We start from the raw sequence: 22,712 nt of genomic DNA, 5'->3' as shown, positions 1-22,712 counted from the left end.
GCGCTGTCGGGTTTTCTCAGGCACAATGGTAGTTACAGCAACATCTTCTTGAAGGAGTAACAGAAGCGCTCATATCCCATCTTGGTTTCATAAAAGCGGTGGGCGTCCGTGCGGTGAAGACCGGATTCGAGTGCGACGATTTCGCAGCCTTCCTGTTTGGCAAGCTCATGGACATGGCCGAGCAGCAATTCGCCATATCCTTTGGAACGGTCTTGGGCACGTGTGATCAGATCGTAGACGAAGAGGTGCTTCTTATAATAGAAATTAGTCCGGATCGCTACGCCAGCCAATGCGGTGATCTGTTCATCGGCATATAGAGCGTAAAGGCGGTAACCGTCACGCTTCATCGTGTCGAGCAGCTCCAGATAAGAGTCTTCGGTCAAATGGGTACGCAGCTCTTTCATAACAGGGAATGCTTCGCGTAACTCTTGCTGTTCAGTAAGCAGTTTGATATACATGTGAAAGACTCCTTTTTGTTTGTATGAGTGGATAACGTTTATGATATGAAAGAATTGTTCTTCTCGGAAGATACAAATGATGTGGTTTTGACAGGTACAGATAAAGAAAGGAATAATATGAATGGACTTTAGCCCATTACTTGATGAAAAGCTCGATGAAGCCATGTACATGCAGCTTTATCGTTATTTTAAAGAAGAGATTCAATCTGCCCGGATCCCAGCGGCCACGCGCCTCCCATCCATTCGACAGCTGTCCATCCATTTACAGGTCAGCAAGACGACCGTACTGATGGCGTATCAGCAATTGCTCGCGGAAGGGTATATTGAAAGCAGGGAACGGAGTGGCTATTATGTCGTGCAGCTGGAAGCGGACTCGCTAGCTACGTCTGATTCCGCTGAAAAGCAAAAAGACAGTCAACAGGAGCAAGAGGGGAATCGTATCCTGTATGATTTTTTCATGTCTGGAATTGATCTGGACCATTTTCCGTTCGATGTGTGGCGGAAATGCTACCAGCAAAGCATGCAGCTTGAGGAGAAGGATTTGCTTTTTTACGGGGATAACCAAGGGGAAACGGGACTGCGCGAGGCCATTTGCCAGTACCTGTACCAATCAAGGGGTGTGAATTGCACGGCGGAGCAGATTGTCATCGGACCTTCCACCTATGCGCTCGTGCAAAGCTTATGCCAGCTTCTTGAATTGGAACGCAAAGACGTTGCGGTAGAAGATCCGTGCTATCCGCGGGTGCGGGACGTATTTAATCGGCTTGGATTCCAGCTGGTGCCAATTCCGCTCGAATCGGACGGCATTAGCTTGGAACGGTTGCAAGAGAGCAACGCGGAGGTGGTATACATCACGCCTTCCCACCAATATCCGTTAGGAATGGTCATGCCCGTTGCTAAACGGCTCAAGCTGCTGACTTGGGCAGCAGAGCGGGATGCACTCGTGATCGAGGATGATTATGATGGGGAATTCCGCTATCGAGGTAAGCCGATTCCATCTTTACAAGGATTGGACCGGAACGGAAACGTCATCTATGTCGGAACATTTTCCAAATCGCTGATGCCGGCGATTCGGATCAGCTATATGGTGGTGCCGCAGCGTCTGCTTGGCCGCTATCGCAGCGGGCTGATCACCTATGACCAAACCGCCTCGAGGCTGCATCAAAGAGCGTTGGAGCTGTTTATGCAATCGGGAGAATGGGAGCGCCATATCCGCAGAATGAGGACGCTTTACCATAAAAAGCATGCCGCGATGCTGCAGGCGATTAAGACGCACATGGGTGAGCGAGTGAGCATCACCGGACAAGACGCCGGTCTTCATCTCGTGCTGGAAGTCAAAAGCAAAGAGTCGACCGATACGCTTGTAAACGTTGCGGAAGCGCATGGCGTGAAGGTGTACAGCACCGAGCCGATGTGGCATGAGCGCAAGGAAGGAATGCGTCCGCTGCTGCTCCTTGGGTTTGGCGGATTGCCGCTCGCGCACATCGAGCCGGGAATTGAACTTCTGAATCGGGCGTGGACACCATATTATTAGAAAACCTGGCTACGCCAAGCTTTTGGCGGAGCCGCGGTTGCCCTTATCTGTATGAAAGATAAACAAACCTGATCAAGGGCCAGGTTTGTCAAAACAGCGGAATCTTTAATTCGTGGAGCGGCCGTCCGTCTTCTGCGCTCGCTTCAAAGAGCGTGATGGCAAGCGGTTGGCTATACGCAGTCAGCATAGTCGTATCCAGCTCGATTTGAAAGGCGCCCCAGTCGGGGCCGCTCTTGCTTGCAGTCGTGTATCCGCTGGTTACATGCGACTGTCCGCTCGTTACAACATAGTTGACGGTCGCCTCGAATACGCGAGCTTCCCCGCTGATCGCATAATGGCCGAACGCGGTCTTCTCTACGGTAACATCGCGGAATGCTTCGTTTTGATACACCTTTCCTTGATCGCTTGCAGGCGCATTGAAGGCAAGCATGTCCTCATAAGGCACGAATCCGACGGAAACGCCGAATGTCAGCGCTGTGAAGAGCAGCGATTCTCCCATCTTCATTTGCATGGCTGTCCTCCCCTCCAGATGTTGGTCCAAAGCTCTTCCTAGTATGGGCATTTTCACGCCGCAAAAACCTGACGCACAAGCGCTGGAAGCGGTAACCAGACGAATAGGATTTTACTGGCTGGCATCAATTTGGTTCTAGCGTGCATGACACAAGTAGGATAGAATCTATAGGACAGGGCTTTTTTTAAGGAGGAGAAACTATGGGATTTTGTTGTGGTGCTGGAATGATCGGATCATTTGGAAGTGTACGCCATTACAAAACAATGGTTCATCATGTTCCGATTATGTACTGCCCAGTTTGTGACCGGATTGAGGTTCTCCCGGCAATTGCAGGAGAATACGAAATCCTCGTAGAATACGCACAAGGGGATAACGCTCCTGAAGTCGATTTCCGTGAGTTCGTCAATGTTGATCATATAGCAAACATTTTCGAGAATTGTGTTATGATAGATGCAGGAAATAATTTTGGTGATATTTTAAAGCAGCAAATCGATTTATCGCTTGATTTACTGGGTGCCGCTAAAATGTTGGAAGACGATAGCTGGAGAAAGATGCTGAACGATCGTTTGGTCAAATTGACAGAGCGTTTGCAGCAGTTCAACAAACGGAAGCAAACGTCAAACCGTAGCGCATAATAAAGAAGAAGCATAGAAAGATTGTCGCCGCTTGGGAGGAAAGGTCCATGTTTCAAATCAAAGGCGTTCATCACATTGCGTTGAATTGCCGTGATGCGATGAAGGTTGCACTCTTTTTTAAAGATATTCTGGAGATACCGATTTCGCTGGAAAACCGGGCAGAAAGCGACCCGATTTACTTTCAATTTGGCGATATGACAAGAATCGGATTGCACCAGGCAACCAATGATGGGCGAAATGGTTTTGGACAGGTAGATCATATCGCATTCACCGTCGCATCGCATGATGAACTTGACTATCTTGTCGATAAGCTGGAAACCCGCAATATTTGTTATCGTGGACCGATCGAACGTCCGACCAGCTTTAATCTCTATTTTGAAACCCCGGACGGACATCATCTGGAAGTTCGTTTGGATAAGGATGAGGCTGATGACACCTAGACCAGGTGTCTTTTTTTGTATAAGAGCGGCGTGGAAAATGTTACCGTATAAATGGAGGGGATGACGATGAACACTTTTGTACTGCCGGTAAATGGCACATATGCACAGGATCAATCCGTGACGGTGTTTACGAGCTGTTTGTGGCAAACGACATCGACGGTGGTGGAAACGCCTGAGCGCGTGTTCGTGTTTGATCCAGCTTATTTTCCGCACGAGATTGAAGCGGTCGCTACATTTGTGAGCTCGATTCGCAAAGGACGGCCGGTCGTGCTCGTGCTGACACATGGCGATTGGGACCATATAGCCGGATTCAGCGCTTTTGCCGATGCGACGGTTGTGGCACAGGAACAGATCCTTGCCGATGGAAGGCTGCAAGAACAGCTGGGGAAAGTATTGTCGTTTGACGAGCAATACTATGTCGAGCGCAAGCAAGCGTGTCTGCTTCCGCGTATCGATCGCACCATTGATGCGGATGAGCATGACGATCTGTGGGGCGTCCGCTTTTTATCGGTGCCCGGCCATACGGGAGACATGATGGCGACGCTCTTCGTAGAGCAGAAGCTGCTGGTTATGGGCGACATGCTGTCGAATCTGGAATTTCCATTCATTAACGATAGCATTGGCTATACGGACAGTTTGGCAAAAATCGAGCGACTGGTGGAGGGTGGCGACATTCAATTGCTCATCCCCGGCCATGGCGCGCCAGCAGGAGCTGACGAAACCCTGGATCGCATTCGCCATGATCAAGCATACATCGAAGAAGGAAGGCAGATCGTCCGCGAAGGCCGTCAAAGTGGATGGAGCAAGGAAGAGACGAAAGCGAAGTTTCTTTACATGACCTACCGAGAACAGCCGATTGCAAAAGGGATATCTAGTATGCACGAAGGGAATTTCGAAGTGTTTTGGGATGAGGATGTTTTGTCGAAATAATAGCGTTTTGCGAAAATTGCCACTATTTTGTTCAGACCATCGACAAAGGTAGTCATCCGCCCCAATCCCTCGTCAAAGGATTCGACGCTGCCAAAAACGAAAACGTTTGGCAAACGAACGAAGCGGGGGATGGGAATGGCGGACGGACTGGCGCGGTTGCTGGATGGGTTTTGTGAACGACTTGAGAAAAAGGCGTTTTTGAAACGGTTGACGCGCGATTGGGACAGCCGCGTCCGCATTAGTCCGGCTGAAGGGGAAGGCGGCGTGACACTCATTTTTGCACGGGACCGCATTCCGATGGTGGCATGGGGAGACACCGATCCTGTCAATCTCGTGATCACCGGGGGCGAGCGGGACTTGGTACAGCTTTTAAGCGGGAATGAGTGGGACTTGCTGCATGCCCAACAAAAGGTGGCTGCGCGGGGCGCGATCCGCGATCAGCTCAAATGGGAAGCGTTGCTTCGCTTGACTTGTGCAACGAATTAGCAGCCGAGGAGAAAGTATGTTATAATAGGTGCTGGAAGTGGTCAGACCAATTTTGGGAACGGTCTTCCGGCATTCGCAAGCTTGGCTCGGCGATGTGCCGAGTTTTTTTGTTTGCTTTTGCTCAAAAGCTTGGCGCTATGCGTGTAAGTCCTACAGAATCAGGAATGACACGGCAGGGCACAGTATGCATAAGGTGTAATACCTGAATGGCGGATGCAAGAGGCAGTCTACACCTTTCCCGAGAAAGACAGGCCCTTCACATTTTATTCACACCTAAATTTAAAATTATGTAGCTTATTTCGGCAAATGTGATATACTAATTACAAATTCAACGAGAGATAGAATCACATTAACGATTTGTGATTAATGGAAGGGAGATCGTTCACAAATGGAAACGAAGACGGTAAATCAACTTACTGACGTACTCGCTGCGGCAAATACACATTACAATCTTTCGGTAGCTCAACTGGTCGAGATTGCTGTTAAGCGGGGAGAAGGTGTGCTCACAGACAAGGGTGCACTTAACGCGTTAACAGGCAAGTTCACCGGTCGTTCCCCGAAAGACAAATTCGTTGTGGACGAAGCATCCGTTCATGACAAAATCAACTGGGGACCTGTGAACCAACCGATTTCCCGTGAAAAATTCGACATTCTCTACGCGGATGTGATGGAACACCTGCAAGGCAAAGACCTGTTCGTGTTCGATGGTTTTGCTGGTGCAGAGGAGACATTCCGTCTGCCGATCCGTGTAGTAAATGAATATGCATGGCACAACCTGTTTGCTCGCCAATTGTTCGTTCGCCCATCTGAGGCAGAATTGGCTGATCATAAAGCGGAATTCACCGTCGTATATGCACCTAGCTACAAAGCAAACCCTGCGGTTCACGGCACTAATTCCGAGACGTTCATCGTTATGAGCTTTGAGAAAAAAGTGGTGCTGATCGGCGGAACCGAGTACGCTGGCGAAATGAAAAAATCGATCTTCAGCGTGATGAACCTGCTCTTGCCTGAGCAAAATGTCTTGTCGATGCACTGCTCGGCAAACGTCGGCAAAGATGGCGATGTTGCCCTGTTCTTCGGTCTTTCCGGTACGGGTAAAACGACGCTGTCGGCTGACCCTGACCGCAATCTGATCGGTGACGACGAGCACGGCTGGTCTGACAATGGCGTTTTCAACATCGAAGGCGGATGCTACGCAAAATGTATCAATCTTTCCGAAAAAGGCGAGCCGCAAATCTGGAATGCCATCAATTTCGGTACGGTATTAGAAAACGTAGTCGTGGATGAAAATACGCGCAAAGCGGACTACGACAGCGCGCAATACACAGAAAACACACGTGCGGCTTATCCTGTGGAAATGATCCCAGGTGCGGTTATTCCGGGTGTTGCCGGTCAACCAGGCGTTATCATCTTCTTGACCGCCGATTCCTCCGGTGTCATCCCGCCGATCTCCAAATTGAGCAAAGAGCAAGCGATGTACCACTTCCTGTCCGGATATACCAGCAAAATGGCGGGTACAGAGCGTGGCGTAACAAAACCGCAAGCCGAGTTCTCCACTTGCTTCGGTTCTCCATTCCTGCCATTGCGTCCGGTTGTTTATGCGGAAATGCTCGGTAAAAAGATCGATGAGCACAATGCGCGCGTTTACCTGGTCAACACGGGCTGGACGGGTGGCCCTGTCGGCGTGGGAAGCCGCATGAAGCTGGCGTACACTCGCGCAATGGTAACCGCTGCTTTGAACGGTGAACTGGAGAAAGCGGAGTTCGTTGCAGATCCAACGTTTGGCGTACAAGTGCCTACTTCTTGCCCAGAAGTTCCTGCAGAAGTCCTCTTGCCGCGCAACACATGGGAAGACAAGGCAGCTTACGACAACCAAGCGAAAGAACTGGCTAAGCTGTTCGTAGAAAACTTCAGCAAAAAGTTCCCAGGCGCAGAAGAAATCGCTGAAGCGGGACCAAAAGCATAACCATATACCACCAAAAACCAACCGTGCAGAACCGTATCTGCACGGTTCTTTTGTAAGAGAAGCGTGAATGGGGGGCAAGCATGAGCGAGGTTGTCGCGTTGGGCGAATTGCTGATCGATTTCACGCCGGCAGGCAAATCGGAAAAAGGCAATCAGCTGTTTGAAACAAATCCAGGGGGAGCTCCCGCCAATGTGCTGGCAGCTGTCGCGCGGCTCGGGGGAAAAACGGGCTTCATCGGCAAAGTGGGGGCGGATCAATTCGGCCATTTTTTGCAAGAAGTGCTACAGGGCTTAGGAATCGATACGTCCGGCCTGCTCGTGACGAATGAGGCGCAGACGACGTTGGCATTTGTGCATCTGACAGCGGATGGCGACCGTTCCTTCAGCTTTTATCGCGATCCTGGCGCTGATGTGCTGCTGTGCGCGGATGAGCTTCGGGCAGAATGGTTTGGGCACACTCGATTTTTCCATTTCAGCTCGAATTCGTTGACGGCGGAGCCTGCGCGCTCTGCAACGCACAAGGCGATCCAGCTGGCAAAAGCGCAAAAAGCGTTGATTTCGTTCGACCCCAATATCCGGCTCCCGCTTTGGAAAGAGCCGCACCGGATCAAGGAGCAGATTGAGGCTTGTCTTCCGCATGTGGACTTTTTGAAAGTGTCGCGTGAGGAGCTGGAATTTGTGACTGGATGCAGCGACCTTTCCGAAGGAACGCTTTGGCTGCATGATAAGTTTGGCATCCGGGTTATTTTTGTCACGCTTGGTGTAGAGGGCTGCTATTTCCGGGTAGGGGAACAGACAGGGATGCAGGCAGGCTACACGGTGAAGACGGTCGATACGACAGGTGCTGGGGATGCTTTTTGTGGAGCGGTGCTCTATCGACTGCTCCAAATCTCCGACCCGGCGGCATGCGAGGTTGAACAATTGGCCGAGATCGTCGATTTCGCCAATGCGGCTGGCGCGCTGTCGACTGCAAAGATGGGGGCGATACCCGCGATGCCGACTTTTGCCCAAATCGAGCAGCTGCGCAAAACAGTGACAAGCCCATGACGATTGCTCTCAGAGCTTTGCACCCGTGGGCAATTCTGCTACACTAGAGCCAACATGTAATCGACGGAAAGGGGCGAGTGCGATGCCGACAACTGTACAACAACCGGTCTCCACCTTGTCATTGAAGGAATGGGCGGTAGCCGTCAAGGCATTGGGCGAGGGAAAACAGATCATCACGGTCCGCAAAGGCGGATTATATGAGGAAACGAGAGAATTTAAGCTTGAAAACAACACGTTTTATCTCTATCCTACATATGAGCACCAAAATGCGGAGATGGTTAAGCCGCAGTATCACGAGCTGCTGAATGCTACGCTGGAAGGATGGAGCATCGAAAAGCCGACGGTAGAGATCGAATACTTTGCCGAAATCACGGACGATGTAGAGCTGATGGACGAGCAAAAGCTGCGTGCCTTGGCGCCATTCCATATCTGGAACGACAATTTTGCAGACGTACGCCTGCACTGGAAGAAGAAACAGCCGCTGCATATTTTGTTCGCACGCGTATACAAGCTGGCAAAACCGTTTGAACTGCCGATCGACGAGTCCTACAAAGGCTGCAAGTCGTGGCACAATCTGCTCCAAGAAGTCTCGCAAGAAGGCTACTCGCCGGTACTGTCTGATGAGGAGTATGAACAGCAACGAGCTGCCGTGATGCAAATCTTGAACAGCTAACAATAGCACAAACAAACCCAGGGAGTTTTTTGACACTCCCCGGGTTTTCTGTTTGAATGGGGCAAAAGAGAATCGTTCTCAGTTGTTTGATAGCTTTTGCACCAGCTGTGGCAGCCAATCGTTCAAGTCGTTAAAGGTAAAGCCGGCTTGTTTCGCTTTTGCTGTGCTCATGTGCCAGGAGTCGGGGACGCCGAATGGCGAGTGGTCTGCAGCATCGGTTTTTGTTGCGGTCACTGCGCGTTTGCCCAAAGCTTCTTCTATTAGATGCAAGAGGGAGCCAACGGTGATGCTTCCGTTCGAGCAAGCATTGACGGGGCCAGTCAGGTCGCTTTTCGCTAACCAGGAGAGAAAGCGTGCCGCTTCATCTGACAAAATGAAGGAAACTAGGGCATCGGGATTGGGCACTCCGATCAGCTTGCCTGTGGATACGCGTTCGATCTGGTCGTGGAGCCGTTTGGTATAATCATCCTCGCCCAATACGATCGGGAAGCGGACAGCTGCAACAGGGAAGGACGCTTTCTGGAAAAAGACGGCTTCCGCTTGGCGCTTGCCTTCCTGGTAGGTGACATCGGCGCGTGTTCCCGGGACGATCGGGTACGTCTCTGGAGCGAAATCGGCTTCTTCCAGAGGTTTTGGCCCAAAGTCGTAAACCGACAGCGTCGAGGTCAACAAATAGCGCCCGACCCGCCCGTCGAAAGCAACGTTTGCGTCCAAAGCATTTTGAGCAGAATAGCAAATGTTGTCGTAGACGATGTCCCAATCTTGTGTCTGCGCGGCAGCTTGAAGGGAGCGCGCGTCGTCCCGGTCGATGACCAGCCGCTTGACGTTCTGGCCGAACGGATCGGGTGTGAGACCTCTGGTCGCGACGGTTACATCCGCGCCGGATTCAAGCAGTTTATGGACCAATCGTTTGCCGAAAAAACGTGTGCCACCCAACACTAAAATTTTTTCCATTTGGATCCACCTCCAGCTTCATCATACCATTCACAGCGTTTGCAGCGTGAATCGAAATGTGCTGGAGAACGCAAGTGGCTGTAGCCTTTTTCGCATCCATTCCTCACGTCTAACCTCAAGTTTGCTACTATATACTAAACATAAATATTTAAAAAATACAGATATAGTTCCAACCTTGCTTTATAATTATTCTTATTATAAAATGGTAATTGAGAATGGAATGAGAATGTAATAAGAACGAAAACGGAGGGAAATGTTCGATGAGTGTACCACATCTGCAAATAAACAATCTGCGTGCGAAAATTGAGGACAAGGAAATTTTGAAAGGTCTTTCGCTGGAAATCAAAGGTGGCGAGGTTCATGCCATCATGGGTCCAAACGGTACGGGTAAATCCACTTTGGCTTCCACGCTGATGGGACATCCGAAATACGAAGTGACTGACGGTTCCGTTTCACTGAACGGCGAAGACGTTTTGGAAATGGCAGTTGATGAGCGTGCGCGCGCAGGTCTGTTCCTGGCGATGCAATACCCATCCGAAATCAGCGGTGTGACCAACTCCGACTTCCTGCGCTCCGCAATCAATGCGCGCCGTGAAGAAGGCAACGAAATCTCCCTGATGAAATTCATCCGTGAAGTCGACAAAAAGATGGGTACTTTGGAAATGGATCAATCTTTCTCCCATCGTTACCTGAACGAAGGCTTCTCCGGCGGTGAGAAAAAGCGCAATGAGATCCTGCAAATGATGATGATCGAGCCAAGCATCTGTATTTTGGATGAGATCGACTCCGGTCTCGATATCGACGCGCTCAAAATCGTAGCGAACGGCGTGAATGAAATGCGCTCGCCTGACCGTGGCTTCTTGATCATCACTCACTACCAACGCCTGCTCAACTACGTGAAGCCTGATTTCGTACACGTTATGATGCAAGGCCGTATCGTGAAATCCGGCGGACCTGAGCTTGCTGAGCGTTTGGAAGCTGAAGGCTATGACTGGGTAAAAGAAGAGCTCGGAATCGTAGACGAAACTGTAAACGCTGGCGCGTAAGAGAAGGGAGGAGCAAAACGATGACTGTAGATGTACAGCTCCGCTTCGGGCGTGAAGCGATTACCGCTTACTCAAAAGCAAACAATGAACCCGAATGGGCATTGAATAAACGACTGGCAGCCTTTGATGCTTCTGGCACACTGGCACTGCCGCACCTCGAAAAAACCAAGATCGACAAATGGAACATCGATCAGTTCAACCCTTTTGTCACGGAAGCGAAAGTCGCTGCTGCGGATCAGCTTGATTCCGTGGTAGTTGAGCAAATCGACGCTGCAAACGTGAAAAACCTGCTGGTGCAAAAAAATGCGTCCACCGTATTTTTTGCGGCAACAGAAGAGCTTTCCGCACAAGGTGTCATTTTCACTGACCTCGCTACGGCATTGGTGAAACACGGCGACCTGGTGGAAAAATATTTGTTCACGGCGATTCCTGCCGACGAGCACAAAGTTGCTGCGCTCCATGCAGCTGTGATGAATGGCGGGGTATTCCTCTACGTTCCACGGAATGTAGAGCTTGCTGTTCCGGTACAGGCTGTCTATGAAGTGGCAGGGGATCATTCCCTGGTTGCTCCGCACGTGCTCATCGTGGCGGAAGCAAACAGCAAAGTGACGTATGTCGATTCTTTCGTATCTGGAACAGGCACGCAAATGGTAGCAAACAGCGTCGTAGAAGTATTCGTCGGCGCAGGCGCAACCGTGCAGGTCGCATCCGTTCGTTCGCTGTGCGACGGCGTGCATGACTATTCCTTCCGCCGCGCGGTTGTTGATCGTGATGGTAAAATGGAATGGATTCTGGGCGAAATGAACGACGGCAACACCGTGACCAACAACACCACGTTGCTGAAAGGCAACGGGTCTAATGCGGACACGAAATGCGTTTCCGTCGGCCGCGGCGCGCAGCGTCAAAACATCACCTCGATGGTTCAGCACTACGGCCTCAACTCCGAGTCCGAAATGGTGAGTAAAGCGGTGATGACCGACGAAGCGGTTACGATCCTCAATGGGATCACCAAGATTGAAAAAGGCGCTACCAAAGCAAACGGTGAGCAGGCAAACAACATCCTGATGCTTTCCGAAAAAGCTCGCGGCGACGCCAACCCGATTCTGTTGATTGACGAAGATGACGTGAAAGCAGGCCACGCTGCATCGGTTGGACGCGTCAGCGAAGAGAGCATCTACTACCTGATGTCGCGTGGTATTACGCGCAGAGCAGCGGAACGGTTGATCATCATCGGCTTCCTGGATGCGGTTATTTCCCAAATTCCAGTGGAAGAAGTGAGAAACCGCGTTCGCCAAGCGCTCGAAAGGAAGCTGGGCTAAATGAACGCCAAGGAAATCCGCGAGCTTTTTCCAATCTTGAAGGAGCAGGTAAATGGGCATCCGCTCGTTTATCTGGATAGCGCGGCCTCTTCTCAAAAACCGATTCAAGTAATCGACGTGTTAAACACATACTATAAAACGCAGAACGCGAACGTGCATCGCGGTGTTCATACGCTCGGCAACAAGGCAACGGATGAGTTCGAAGGCGCGCGGGAAAAAATCCGTGCGTTCATCAACGCCCGTGAGACCGCTGAGATCATCTACACCCGCGGCACGACCACGGCCCTGAATCTGGTGGCATCGAGCTATGCTCGTGCCAACCTGAAGCCGGGTGACGAGATCGTCACGACGGTGGTGGAGCATCACAGCAATTTCATTCCTTGGCAGCAAGCAGCGAAAGCGACGGGTGCAACGTTCAAGTTCATCCCGCTGACCGAGGATGGAACGGTGACGATCGAAGCGGTCAAGGCGACTGTGACTGACAAGACCAAGATCGTAGCGATTCACCATATCTCCAATGTTCTGGGCGATACGACCCCGATCAAGGAAATCGCGCAAATCGTGCACCAGCACGGCGGCATTCTCGTCGTCGACGGCGCCCAAAGCGCACCGCACCAAAAGGTCGATGTGCAAGATTTGGATTGCGATTTCTACGCGTTCTCCGGTCACAAAATGTGCGGACCAACAGGAATCGGTGTCCTGTACGGAAAGCGCGAGCTCTTGGAAAACATGGAGCCGATCGAATTCGGCGGTGAAATGATCGATTTCGTCTATCTGGAAGACTCCACGTGGAAAGAGCTGCCGTATAAATTCGAAGGCGGTACGCCGATTATCGCAGGCGCCGTCGGACTCGGGGCAGCGATCGACTTTTTGGAGCAGATCGGCCTGGAAACTATCGAGCGTCATGAAAAACAACTGGTGAAATACGCGCTGGAGCAAATGCAAGCGATCGGCGGCGTTTCGATTTACGGACCGACCGTTGACCGTTCCAGCCTCATTACTTTCAACGTGGAGAACGTGCATCCGCATGACTTGGCAACGGTGCTTGACAGCTACGGAATTGCCGTTCGTGCCGGCCATCACTGCGCGCAGCCATTGATGCGCCACCTGCAAGTGACGGCATCCGCACGTGCCAGCTTCTACCTGTACAACACGGAAGAAGACGTGGATGCGCTTGTCGCCGGGTTGAAAAAGGCGAAGGAGTATTTTAGCAATGTCTTCTCTTGATGATCTCTATCGTCGTGTCATAATGGACCATTACCAAAAGCCACGCAACAAAGGCAAGCTGGATGAAGCGGAAGGCTTGACCATCAACCTGAACAATCCGACCTGTGGTGACAGCATCTCGCTGTCACTTAAGTTGGAGAACGGGAAGGTCACCGACGCCAAGTTCCTCGGGGAAGGCTGTTCGATCAGCATGTCGTCCGCATCGATGATGACCGAGGTCGTCAAAGGCAGGACGGCAGAAGAAGCCCTCCACCTGGTACAGGTGTTTTCGGATATGATGCAGGGCAAGTCGGTTGACGATTCACTCGATCTGGGTGATATCGAAGCGTTGTCCGGTGTAGCCAAGTTTCCTGCGCGCATCAAATGCGCAACGCTGGCTTGGAAAGCGTTGGAGCAAGGAATCAAGCAAGGCGAGCAATCATAGCGTACGGTTTTCTTTTTAGATCAACAAGAAAAAGGAGTGAGTACCATGGCGAAAAAAGCCCCTGAATTACAGGATTACCAATACGGGTTCCATGATAAGGACGTATCGATTTTCCGTACGAAAAAGGGTTTGACCCCTGAAATCGTGCAAGAGATCTCCAAAATCAAGGAAGAGCCAGAATGGATGCTGGAGTTCCGTCTGAAAGCGCTGGAGACGTTCTACAAAATGCCGATGCCAAAATGGGGCGGCGATTTGGACGATCTGAACTTCGACGACATCACATACTACGTGAAGCCGTCTGAAAAAGCGGGACGCAGCTGGGATGAAGTACCTGACGAGATCAAGGCGACTTTTGACAAGTTGGGTATTCCTGAAGCGGAGCAAAAATTCCTTGCGGGTGTATCGGCTCAATATGAGTCCGAGGTTGTATACCACAACATGCAGGAAGATTTGGAAAAACTCGGCGTGTTGTTCTGTGATATGGATTCCGCAGTGAAGCTGTATCCAGACATCGTGAAAGAATATTTTGCGACCATCATTCCGCCATCTGATAACAAATTCGCAGCGCTCAATTCTGCGGTATGGTCCGGTGGATCGTTCATCTACGTGCCAAAAGGCGTGAAGGTGGAAACGCCGCTGCAAGCCTACTTCCGCATCAACTCGGAAAACATGGGCCAATTCGAGCGTACGCTGATCATCTGTGACGACGATTCGTTCGTGCACTATGTAGAAGGATGTACAGCTCCGATCTACAGCACAGACTCGCTGCACTCTGCGGTTGTGGAAATCATCGTAAAAGAGCGCGCGCGCTGCCGTTATACGACGATCCAAAACTGGTCTGCGAACGTGTACAACCTGGTGACCAAGCGTGCGGTTGCTTATGCGGATGCCAACATGGAATGGATCGATGGCAACATCGGTTCCAAGCTGACGATGAAATATCCTGCGGTCATCATGAAAGGACCACGCGCGAAAGGGACTGTATTGTCCATCGCGGTAGCAGGAAAAGGACAGCATCAGGATGCAGGTGCGAAAATGATTCACCTGGCGCCAGATTGCACGTCCACCATCATCTCCAAATCGCTGTCTCGTGACGGCGGTAAAGTAACATACCGTGGTCTCGCGCAGTTCGGTCGTAAATCGGAAGGATCCAAGTCCAACATCAAGTGCGATACATTGATTCTGGATAACAAATCCACGTCCGATACGATTCCGTACAACGAGATCATGAACGACAACATCACGCTGGAGCATGAAGCGACGGTTTCCAAAGTATCCGAGGATCAGCTGTTCTACCTGATGAGCCGCGGCCTGACCGAAGCGCAAGCGACAGAAATGATCGTCATGGGCTTTATCGAGCCGTTCACAAAAGAACTGCCGATGGAGTATGCGGTTGAGATGAACCGTTTGATCAAGTTTGAAATGGAAGGTTCGATTGGATAATCCTTGCGAGGCGAGGGTTTCTGGGGAGCAAATACGGGGAAAACCCGTTATTTGCTCCCTTTTTATTTTTGGGGGGATGGAGGATATGAGAGTCTATCGCAAATAATGCGATAGACTCTTTTCGTTTCTTCAAAATATTTAACTAATCTTACTTGGTCTTCATGCGTTGCCAACCGAAATTTGCTTTCGCCCAAACATGTTCAGATCTTGTTCAAATCGGTTTGATAGACTACTTGAGGAATTATACAGAATTTTTCACGAGGAGAGGACCGAATGCACACGCGGAAAAAAATAGTGCCATATACATTGCTGGCCACGAGTTTGGCGCTTCAAGTATGGTTGCCTGGTCAGATGGTATTTGCCACTGGTACGCTTGCGGGTGAGGGAACCGAGGCAGCACCTTTTGTCATCAACTCACGCGCTGATCTGGAGCAGGTTGGCAACGACCTTCAAGCATGGTACAAGCTCGGAGACAATATCGATTTGTCAGGGAGCAACTGGGTGCCGATCGGGACCTACGGCAATCCGTTTAACGGGCATTTTGATGGGAATCACCACAAGATTACGGGCTTGACCATTAAGACGGCTGGACAAGGTGGTTCAGACGGTTTTGGGTTGTTCGGAACATTGGGCAACAACGGGAAGCTTGAGAATTTTTTGTTGGAAAATGTAGATGTGGAAGTAACCAATGGACAAAATGTTGGCGGCCTTGTCGGGATCAATCAGGGGGAAGTCAGCAATAGCCAGATTGCAGGAAGCGTCAAAGGGGCAGGATTTGTCGGCGGCTTGGTCGGACTACTGGTTGGAGGACAAGTATCTGACGGCGCCTCGCAAGCGACTGTAGATGGGGGTGACGGGATCGGTGGGCTTGTCGGTTCAGTCATTAATCACACCAATCAACCAAGCTACGTCAAGAACAGCCATTCGAGTGGTACGATCACAGGCCAGATGTTTGTCGGCGGACTGTTGGGGAAAACATTCACCACTAGGGAAGGGACTGAAATAACAAACAGCTATTCGACTGCGAGTGTGACCGGATCAACGATGGTTGGCGGTTTGCTCGGAGCAAATGCTGCGGGCACGATTAGCCAAAGCTTCGCTTCCGGAACGGTGGCGGGTAATTTCTATGTCGGTGGACTGCTTGGAACAAATGAGGGGAACAGCGATGTGAGTGACAGCTTTGCGACCGGGGAAGTGAAAGGCGTCACCGATGCCCACGTCCATGGCGGTCTTGTCGGCAAGAACAGCGCATCGATCAACACCAGCTTTGCAGAAGTAACAATGCAACCAGTACCTGTGTCTGATGTTGGTGGTCTGATTGGGTTAAGTGAAGGCGCGGGCGTTGTATACTCCAGTTATTTTAACAAAGAGATCGCGCAAAACAATGCGCAGGGACAATCAGAGAAATTGGGTACGCCTGTAAGCGCAGTGGACCTAAGGAAAAAAGACACCTTTGAAGATTGGGATTTTGATACGGTTTGGGCGATGAGGAAAAATAATTTGCCGGACCTTCGCTTCAACTTCGAAAATTTCGTTCCGACTGTTAAGAACAGCACGATAACCGGAGCGCAAAATACAGTCTACCATTTCACGGCGGGTGATTTCACCGACCAATTTACCGATGGAGATGGAGATGCGCTCGAGGCAGTCAGGATTACATCGCTCCCGGCAAAAGGTACGCTTAAACTCGACGGATCGGCTGTCACACAGCAGCAGGTTATTCCGAGCGGTGATCTCGCGACGCTCACCTATACCCCAGCTGACAATGACACGAGCGACTCTACGTTTACATGGAATGGGACGGACGGTTTTGCGTACGCCGCTTCTGATGCGACTGTCACGATCAAGCTCACAGCCCTGAACGTTGCTCCTATTGCAAACAATGCGAATATCAGTACCAAACAGAATACGCCAGTAAATGGTACCTTGACTGCTACTGATGAAGACGGCGATGAGCTGACATACTCTATCGTTACGAATGGGACAAAAGGCAGCGCAGCTTTGAATGGCACGACAAAGGAATTTATCTATACACCAAATCAGGGGCAAACGGGAACCGATACATTCACTTTCAAAGCCAATGACGGAAAGGCTGATTCCAACGTCGCGACCGTAACGGTCACGATCAATGTAGGATCGAAAGCACCGGTTGCGGTCAATGGCTCTTATACGACAAAACAAAATGCTGCGGTAAATGGTGTTTTGACTGCCACGGATGAAGACGGGGATGTGCTGACGTATGCTATCGTAACGAACGGTACCAAAGGCAGCGGCGCTTTGAATGGTACGACAAAGGAATTTACGTACACGCCGAATCCGGGGGCAAGCGGAACGGATGCGTTCACATTCAAGGCTAACGATGGAACGACTGACTCCAACATCGCAACAGTAACCATCCAGATTCAATCGGCAGTACAGCCTCCTGCGTATTATCCGGTTCAATCGGTAACGGTCAACAAGAGCAGCCTCGCTTTCCAAGTCGGGGATGCGCCGCATCGTTTGAAGGCCGAGATTTATCCTTCCTATGCGACAAATCAGCAGGTGAGCTGGAAGAGCAGTGATCCGGCAGTGGCAACCGTCGATGAAACCGGTCTGGTGACGCCACGGGCAGCAGGCGAGGCAAACATTACAGTCACAACCAATGATGGCGGAAAAAGCGCGACCAGTCGTGTAACCGTCGAAGCAGCGCAAAAAGAAATCGACCATTTGAGCGTTTCCGAACGTAACCTGTGGATGCAGCCGAATGAAACGCGTAATATTCGCGTGTACGCGGTGTATCAGGATGGAAGCCGCGAAGACATTACGAAAAATGATGAAACGACTTACCGGAGCAGTCTGAAAAGCAAGGTGGATGTAGCCGAGGGCAAGGTGACGACGAATAGCGGCACTGGAGTTGCGACCCTTACCGTAATCTTTCAAGAAAAACGTCTACGTATTCCAGTGACGATTTCGAAAACGAAAGTAGAAAAACTTACGTTTGAAAAGACGGATATCGCATTGGAACCAGAAGAAAGCGTAGAGTTGAAAGTCAATGCGCTGCTGTTTGATGGAAGCAAGAAGGATGTCAGCGAGCTGGCCACTTGGAGTACGGAAGATGACGATATCATCACGTTGGATGAGAACGGCAAGGTTACCGCGATTGCATCCGGAACGGCAACGATCCAGGCAGTTTATGGCGGAGTGACGGCTGAGCTAGCGGTAGAGGTCACGGGCGAAAAACAAGTGAAAAGACTAAAGGTCAACAAACAGACAGTGACGCTAGCGGCCAAAGAAGAGCAGCAGTTGAGGGTCACTGCCTACATGACGGATGGCAGCAAGCGTGATGTAACAGCCGATTCGATCTGGACAAGCAGCGATGAGCAGGTGGCTACCGTGAAGGACGGCGTGATTACAGCCATTGCACCAGGTGAAACCTCGATCAGAGGAAGATACCAGGACAGGTTGATTACAGTGAAAGTTACGGTAACGGAGTAGGTGAATATCGATTGAAGGAGAGAGACCATGCAGAAATACAAAAAGCGATACTACCATTTGATCGTGGCGAGTTGTCTGGCCCTTCAGGCTTGGCTGCCGGGAACTGCCGTTCATGCGGAGCCAACCATGTCAGGGGATGGCTCGAAAGAAAATCCGTTCATGATTATGACGGCAGACGACATGGATCAAATGCGCAACAATTTGACAGCTGCCTACAAGCTCGGAGCAGATATTGATCTGTCTGGCTTTGACAATTGGGAGCCGATCGGTGTCAATCAAAGTCGTTTTAACGGGAGTCTGGATGGAAATGGAAAGCAGATCACTGGACTAAAAATATCCCGAAATGACATTCCTGCGGGGTTGTTCGGATATACAGGATCAAATGCCGTAATCGACAATGTTACTTTGAAAGATGCGGATGTAGCAGGGTACCAAATGTTAGGCGGGATTGCTGGATTAAACGCTGGACTTATTCGTAACAGTTCGGTAAGCGGTACCGTTAAAGGGAATCTAAATGTTGGGATGCTTGCCGGTATCAACATGAACAAGATTGAAAACAGCCATTCCAGCGGGACGGTTGGGAAGCCAGGGGACACGTCATCACAAGTCGGCGGATTGGTTGGTGTCAATAACTCATCTGTTGTTCATAGCAGCTCCGATGCGAATGTGTATGGAGCCTCAACCGTTGGGGGATTGGCTGGGGCGACTGGCAATGGGACGACCGTTCAATTCAGCTCTGCGAGCGGAAATGTCACAGGGAAATCTTGGGTAGGCGGTCTTGTGGGAGAAAGTGCCTCTGGAAATATTCTCGACTCTTACGCAACAGGGGACGTTACGGCAAACACGAAACAAGCAGGTGGATTGGTTGGTTTCGCCCAAAACTACGCGAGGATACAAAACAGCTATTCGACCGGACGGGTCACGGGTCCGACTTTGACTGGGGGCATGGTTGGTGATGTTTTTCAAGGGATCAATGTGACAAACAGCTACTACAACTCGGAAACCTCAGGACAATCCGACGATGCTGGTAAAGGAAAGCCGCGCACAACGGCTCAAATGCAGGATCAGGCCAATTACCAGGGGTGGGATTTCACCAATGCTTGGATGATGGAGTCTGGCAGCTATCCAAAATTTTACCCGCTCAATTCCCCGCCAACGGTAAAAAACAGTACAAAGACGGTGGCGAAAAATAAGGTGCTATCCTTTGCTGCAGCTGACTTTACCGGAAATTACAGCGATGCCGAAGGGCAGCCCCTGGATTCGATCACCATTATCGGTTTGCCTTTGCACGGGTCACTTATGCTTGACAGTCAGCCAGTAACCCAAGGGCAGAACATCAAGGCAACAGAGCTCGATAAGCTTTCGTACACACCTGAAAGCGGTTATGCAGGGACAGATTCTTTTGCATACAAGGCAAGCGATGGTAAAGCCAATTCGGAAGCGGCGACGGTCACGATCCATGTAGAATCGAAAGCGCCGATTGCGGTCAACGGTTCCGTCACGACAAAACAAAACATTACGGTGAACGGTGTTTTGACAGCTACGGATGAAGACGGTGATGAACTGACGTATGCTATCGTTACGAACGGGACCAAAGGAAGCACAGCACTGAATGGCACGACAAAGGAATTTACCTATACACCGAATCAGGGGGAAACAGGAACCGATACATTCACATTCAAGGCCAATGACGGAACGACTGATTCCAACATCGCGACTGTAACGGTTACGATCAATCTGGAATCGAAAGCGCCGGTTGCGATCAACGGGTCCTATACGACAAAACAAAATACTGCGGTGAACGGTGTGCTGACTGCTACAGATGAAGACGGGGATGAGCTGACATTCCATATCGTAACGAATGGGACAAAAGGCAGCACAGCTCTGATTGGGGAGACAAAGGAATTTACTTACATGCCGAATCCTGGGGCAACCGGTACAGATACATTCACGTTCATGGCAAACGATGGAACATCGAACTCCAACGTCGCAACCGTAACGATCGAGATTCAACCGGTCGTGAAGCCTCCATCGTATTATCCGGTTCAATCGGTAACGATCGACAAGAGTAGCCTCGCTTTCCAGGTCGGGGATGCGCCGCAGCGATTGAAGGCCGAGATTTATCCTTCCTATGCGACGAATCAGCAGTTGAGCTGGAAGAGCAGTGATCAAGCAGTGGCGACTGTCGATGCAACCGGCCTGGTGACACCGCGGGCAGCAGGCGAGGCAACCATTACAGTCTCCACCAATGACGGTGGAAAAAACGCGACCAGTCGCATAACCGTTGTAGCTGCGCCAAAAGAAATCGACCATTTGAGCGTTTCCGAACGCAATCTGTGGATGCAGCCGAATGAAACGCGTAACATCCGCGTGTACGTGGTGTATCAGGATGGAAGCCACGAAGACATTACGAAAAATGATGAAACGACCTACAGAAGCAGCCTGAAAAGCAAGGTAGAGGTTTCCGAGGGCGAGGTAACGACGCAAAGCGGCACCGGAGCTGTAACAATTACGGTGACCTATCAAGAAAAGCGTCTACGTATTCCAGTGACGATTTCAAAAGTGAAAGTGGAGAAGCTTACGTTTGAAAAGACGGATATTGAATTGGCTCCAGAAGACAGCGTGGAGTTGAAAGTCACCGCGCTACTGTCCGATGGCAGTGTGAAGGACGTCAGTGAGCTGGCAACTTGGAGTACGGACGATGACGAAATCATCACGTTGGATGAAAACGGCAAGGTCACAGCGATTGCTGCCGGAAGCGCAAAGATCCGAGTGATTTACGGTGGAACAGAAGCCAAACTGGCCATCGAGGTTGCCGGAGAAAAAGAAGCAAAGCAACTGAAAGTGAACAAACGGAAACTGACGCTGGAATTGAAGGAAGAGGCAGAGGTGACCGTTACGGCTTACATGGCGGATGGTAGCAAGCGCGATGTAACGGCCAAGACGCAATGGTCGAGCCGTAATGAACAAGTGGCGACTGTAAAGGATGGCGTGATTACAGCAGTTGGGCCGGGGGAAACCGTAATCAGAGGAAAGTACCAGGACCGGGTGGTAACGGTCAGGGTCACGGTTACGGAATAAATAAGAGTACGTAAAGAAAGCAAAAAACTTGTTGAACTTGCCGGTCTGGCGGCATCGTCAGCTCATTAGAGGGTAAGAAACACGTCGGCTTATGTAGCGGCGTGTTCTTTTTTGTTCGATAGCAACCGGTATGTGTAATGTTTTACAGACATTTACAAATTATTTTTATTGTTCAGAATTTGTTTAGTGGTGATTTGCTACACTTCTTCCTGGGGAAATAAGCGAGTCTGGAAAACAGGAGGATTGAGATTCAACGGCTGATGGAACGCCGTGTGCGCTGAAAGGCGCCTGCACGGTGTAGGCTCGTGATAATCCGGAAGGGATAAGGCGAGAATAGCGGTGTAAACAGTTTGACCAGAATTAATACGGAAGCATCCACAAATTTATGGACGGCGGATGAAACGGTATTTGCTGATGCCGGTATTACGGGAGTGACGGAAGATAATCTGGATGAGGTCGAGCAGGAGGTAGCTACCGAATACCGAGAAAAAGGCGGACCGTTGACCAGCCAGGAAATCCAGAATGGTGTAAATAAAGTCGTCGCTATTATGGCAGTTGATGCAGCAACGGGGCACAGCAACACGATAACGGTTGCCCAGTTGAACGAAGCGACGGGGCTGACGACAGCGATCTCGCAAAATGAGGCGTTGTACCGCAGTGCGATTGAGGATGCTGGCGGTGGGATGTTCACGTTTAATACAGCGGACGATATCGCTGCGATGATCGACGTGGTCAATGCTGTGGCATTGTTGACGGACGGGTCTGTAACTTCTGATAATCCAGCTGACTTGAATCCACAATTACATGCGCCTGCAGACACTTCAGACATAACCTATACTTTTGCCGGCTACGCCCCATCCGCAAATGTGAATATTGCAATCGGCACGCCGGAAAACACCGCGACCATTACCAACCGAAATCCTGGAATAGGTGGCACAAGCACGCTTTCTTTGATGATCACATCTGTCACAGGGTATTTCCAGGTTGTTGATTACATGATCACGATTCCTCCTACCGGCGCGATTACGATTGCCAAGAACGTAGCGAACTAAGTTTTATACGCAA

General features: G+C 50.5%; 19 protein-coding genes. 16 read left to right on the top strand and 3 right to left on the bottom strand.

Annotation, left to right across the window (positions count from 1 at the left end):
• Nucleotides 1-32: 32 nt before the first annotated feature.
• Nucleotides 33-458, bottom strand: a complete 426-nt coding sequence (locus EDM56_RS17850; protein WP_122919278.1) for a GNAT family N-acetyltransferase — start codon at nt 456-458, stop codon at nt 33-35.
• A gap of 121 nt (nt 459-579) precedes the next feature.
• On the opposite strand from EDM56_RS17850, the gene pdxR reads away from it, so the two are divergent.
• On the top strand, nt 580-1,992 hold the full coding sequence (gene pdxR, locus EDM56_RS17845) for a MocR-like pyridoxine biosynthesis transcription factor PdxR (protein ID WP_122919277.1): 1,413 nt from the start codon (nt 580-582) through the stop codon (nt 1,990-1,992).
• An 88-nt stretch (nt 1,993-2,080) separates the two neighbouring features.
• On the opposite strand, the gene EDM56_RS17840 is transcribed toward pdxR, so the two are convergent.
• A complete protein-coding gene (locus EDM56_RS17840) occupies nt 2,081-2,503 on the bottom strand; it encodes a Gmad2 immunoglobulin-like domain-containing protein (protein ID WP_183192502.1) in 423 nt (140 codons plus the stop codon).
• Nucleotides 2,504-2,703: 200 nt separating this feature from the next.
• Here EDM56_RS17840 and EDM56_RS17835 point away from each other — a divergent pair, with 200 nt between their 5' ends.
• The 7 genes from EDM56_RS17835 to EDM56_RS17805 all read left to right on the top strand — a co-directional run bounded on the left by EDM56_RS17835 (nt 2,704) and on the right by EDM56_RS17805 (nt 8,679).
• Complete coding sequence (locus EDM56_RS17835; protein WP_122919275.1) at nt 2,704-3,138, top strand: hypothetical protein; 435 nt, start codon at nt 2,704-2,706, stop codon at nt 3,136-3,138.
• 47 nt (nt 3,139-3,185) lie between these two features.
• A complete protein-coding gene (locus tag EDM56_RS17830) occupies nt 3,186-3,578 on the top strand; it encodes a VOC family protein (protein WP_122919274.1) in 393 nt (130 codons plus the stop codon).
• A gap of 66 nt (nt 3,579-3,644) precedes the next feature.
• Nucleotides 3,645-4,508: an MBL fold metallo-hydrolase gene (locus tag EDM56_RS17825; protein WP_122919273.1), complete on the top strand. Its 864-nt coding sequence runs from the start codon at nt 3,645-3,647 to the stop codon at nt 4,506-4,508.
• A 135-nt stretch (nt 4,509-4,643) separates the two neighbouring features.
• Nucleotides 4,644-4,994: a hypothetical protein gene (locus tag EDM56_RS17820; protein WP_122919272.1), complete on the top strand. Its 351-nt coding sequence runs from the start codon at nt 4,644-4,646 to the stop codon at nt 4,992-4,994.
• 388 nt (nt 4,995-5,382) lie between these two features.
• The gene (gene pckA / locus EDM56_RS17815) at nt 5,383-6,960 is read left to right on the top strand and encodes a phosphoenolpyruvate carboxykinase (ATP) (protein WP_122919271.1); all 1,578 of its coding nucleotides are present in this window, start codon (nt 5,383-5,385) and stop codon (nt 6,958-6,960) included.
• Nucleotides 6,961-7,040: 80 nt separating this feature from the next.
• Complete coding sequence (locus EDM56_RS17810) at nt 7,041-8,006, top strand: carbohydrate kinase family protein (RefSeq protein WP_122919270.1); 966 nt, start codon at nt 7,041-7,043, stop codon at nt 8,004-8,006.
• Between the two features lie 82 nt (nt 8,007-8,088).
• Nucleotides 8,089-8,679, top strand: a complete 591-nt coding sequence (locus EDM56_RS17805) for a DUF1802 family protein (protein ID WP_122919269.1) — start codon at nt 8,089-8,091, stop codon at nt 8,677-8,679.
• Nucleotides 8,680-8,757: 78 nt separating this feature from the next.
• On the opposite strand, the gene EDM56_RS17800 is transcribed toward EDM56_RS17805, so the two are convergent.
• Nucleotides 8,758-9,633 carry an NAD-dependent epimerase/dehydratase family protein gene (locus tag EDM56_RS17800; protein WP_122919268.1) on the bottom strand — a complete coding sequence of 292 codons (876 nt, stop codon included), beginning with the start codon at nt 9,631-9,633 and terminating at the stop codon, nt 8,758-8,760.
• Nucleotides 9,634-9,893: 260 nt separating this feature from the next.
• Between EDM56_RS17800 and sufC the strand changes: the two genes are divergently transcribed.
• The 8 genes from sufC to EDM56_RS17760 all read left to right on the top strand — a co-directional run bounded on the left by sufC (nt 9,894) and on the right by EDM56_RS17760 (nt 22,699).
• On the top strand, nt 9,894-10,679 hold the full coding sequence (gene sufC / locus EDM56_RS17795) for a Fe-S cluster assembly ATPase SufC (RefSeq protein ID WP_122919267.1): 786 nt from the start codon (nt 9,894-9,896) through the stop codon (nt 10,677-10,679).
• 20 nt (nt 10,680-10,699) lie between these two features.
• A complete protein-coding gene (sufD, locus tag EDM56_RS17790; RefSeq protein ID WP_122919266.1) occupies nt 10,700-11,998 on the top strand; it encodes a Fe-S cluster assembly protein SufD in 1,299 nt (432 codons plus the stop codon).
• The gene (locus tag EDM56_RS17785; protein ID WP_122919265.1) at nt 11,999-13,225 is read left to right on the top strand and encodes a cysteine desulfurase; all 1,227 of its coding nucleotides are present in this window, start codon (nt 11,999-12,001) and stop codon (nt 13,223-13,225) included. It abuts the gene before it with no gap.
• A complete protein-coding gene (sufU, locus tag EDM56_RS17780) occupies nt 13,212-13,649 on the top strand; it encodes a Fe-S cluster assembly sulfur transfer protein SufU (protein ID WP_122919264.1) in 438 nt (145 codons plus the stop codon). The genes EDM56_RS17785 and sufU overlap by 14 nt, the downstream gene beginning before the upstream one ends.
• 45 nt (nt 13,650-13,694) lie before the next feature.
• Nucleotides 13,695-15,092 carry a Fe-S cluster assembly protein SufB gene (sufB, locus tag EDM56_RS17775; protein ID WP_122919263.1) on the top strand — a complete coding sequence of 466 codons (1,398 nt, stop codon included), beginning with the start codon at nt 13,695-13,697 and terminating at the stop codon, nt 15,090-15,092.
• 273 nt (nt 15,093-15,365) lie between these two features.
• On the top strand, nt 15,366-18,566 hold the full coding sequence (locus tag EDM56_RS17770; protein ID WP_122919262.1) for an Ig-like domain-containing protein: 3,201 nt from the start codon (nt 15,366-15,368) through the stop codon (nt 18,564-18,566).
• A gap of 27 nt (nt 18,567-18,593) precedes the next feature.
• Nucleotides 18,594-21,647, top strand: a complete 3,054-nt coding sequence (locus EDM56_RS17765; protein WP_122919261.1) for an Ig-like domain-containing protein — start codon at nt 18,594-18,596, stop codon at nt 21,645-21,647.
• Between the two features lie 350 nt (nt 21,648-21,997).
• Complete coding sequence (locus EDM56_RS17760) at nt 21,998-22,699, top strand: hypothetical protein (RefSeq protein WP_122919260.1); 702 nt, start codon at nt 21,998-22,000, stop codon at nt 22,697-22,699.
• Nucleotides 22,700-22,712: the final 13 nt, after the last annotated feature.

The sequence above is a fragment of the Brevibacillus fluminis genome, from assembly GCF_003710825.1.
Classification (GTDB): domain Bacteria; phylum Bacillota; class Bacilli; order Brevibacillales; family Brevibacillaceae; genus Brevibacillus_D; species Brevibacillus_D fluminis.
The sequence above is the reverse complement of the archived record's forward strand: the minus strand, read 5'-3'. Positions and strand labels throughout refer to the sequence as shown.

Excerpts from the sequence above, each read along its gene's own strand:
- EDM56_RS17840 (WP_183192502.1), bottom strand. The coding sequence starts at position 2,503 with ATGCAAATGAAGATGGGAGAATCGCTGCTCTTCACAGCGCTGACATTC.
- EDM56_RS17820 (WP_122919272.1), top strand. The coding sequence starts at position 4,644 with ATGGCGGACGGACTGGCGCGGTTGCTGGATGGGTTTTGTGAACGACTT.
- sufC (WP_122919267.1), top strand. The coding sequence starts at position 9,894 with ATGAGTGTACCACATCTGCAAATAAACAATCTGCGTGCGAAAATTGAG.
- sufU (WP_122919264.1), top strand. The coding sequence starts at position 13,212 with ATGTCTTCTCTTGATGATCTCTATCGTCGTGTCATAATGGACCATTAC.
- pckA (WP_122919271.1), top strand. The coding sequence starts at position 5,383 with ATGGAAACGAAGACGGTAAATCAACTTACTGACGTACTCGCTGCGGCA.
- EDM56_RS17765 (WP_122919261.1), top strand. The coding sequence starts at position 18,594 with ATGCAGAAATACAAAAAGCGATACTACCATTTGATCGTGGCGAGTTGT.
- EDM56_RS17830 (WP_122919274.1), top strand. The coding sequence starts at position 3,186 with ATGTTTCAAATCAAAGGCGTTCATCACATTGCGTTGAATTGCCGTGAT.
- EDM56_RS17825 (WP_122919273.1), top strand. The coding sequence starts at position 3,645 with ATGAACACTTTTGTACTGCCGGTAAATGGCACATATGCACAGGATCAA.
- EDM56_RS17835 (WP_122919275.1), top strand. The coding sequence starts at position 2,704 with ATGGGATTTTGTTGTGGTGCTGGAATGATCGGATCATTTGGAAGTGTA.
- EDM56_RS17770 (WP_122919262.1), top strand. The coding sequence starts at position 15,366 with ATGCACACGCGGAAAAAAATAGTGCCATATACATTGCTGGCCACGAGT.
- EDM56_RS17785 (WP_122919265.1), top strand. The coding sequence starts at position 11,999 with ATGAACGCCAAGGAAATCCGCGAGCTTTTTCCAATCTTGAAGGAGCAG.
- pdxR (WP_122919277.1), top strand. The coding sequence starts at position 580 with ATGGACTTTAGCCCATTACTTGATGAAAAGCTCGATGAAGCCATGTAC.
- EDM56_RS17850 (WP_122919278.1), bottom strand. The coding sequence starts at position 458 with ATGTATATCAAACTGCTTACTGAACAGCAAGAGTTACGCGAAGCATTC.
- EDM56_RS17800 (WP_122919268.1), bottom strand. The coding sequence starts at position 9,633 with ATGGAAAAAATTTTAGTGTTGGGTGGCACACGTTTTTTCGGCAAACGA.
- EDM56_RS17810 (WP_122919270.1), top strand. The coding sequence starts at position 7,041 with ATGAGCGAGGTTGTCGCGTTGGGCGAATTGCTGATCGATTTCACGCCG.
- sufD (WP_122919266.1), top strand. The coding sequence starts at position 10,700 with ATGACTGTAGATGTACAGCTCCGCTTCGGGCGTGAAGCGATTACCGCT.
- EDM56_RS17805 (WP_122919269.1), top strand. The coding sequence starts at position 8,089 with ATGCCGACAACTGTACAACAACCGGTCTCCACCTTGTCATTGAAGGAA.
- sufB (WP_122919263.1), top strand. The coding sequence starts at position 13,695 with ATGGCGAAAAAAGCCCCTGAATTACAGGATTACCAATACGGGTTCCAT.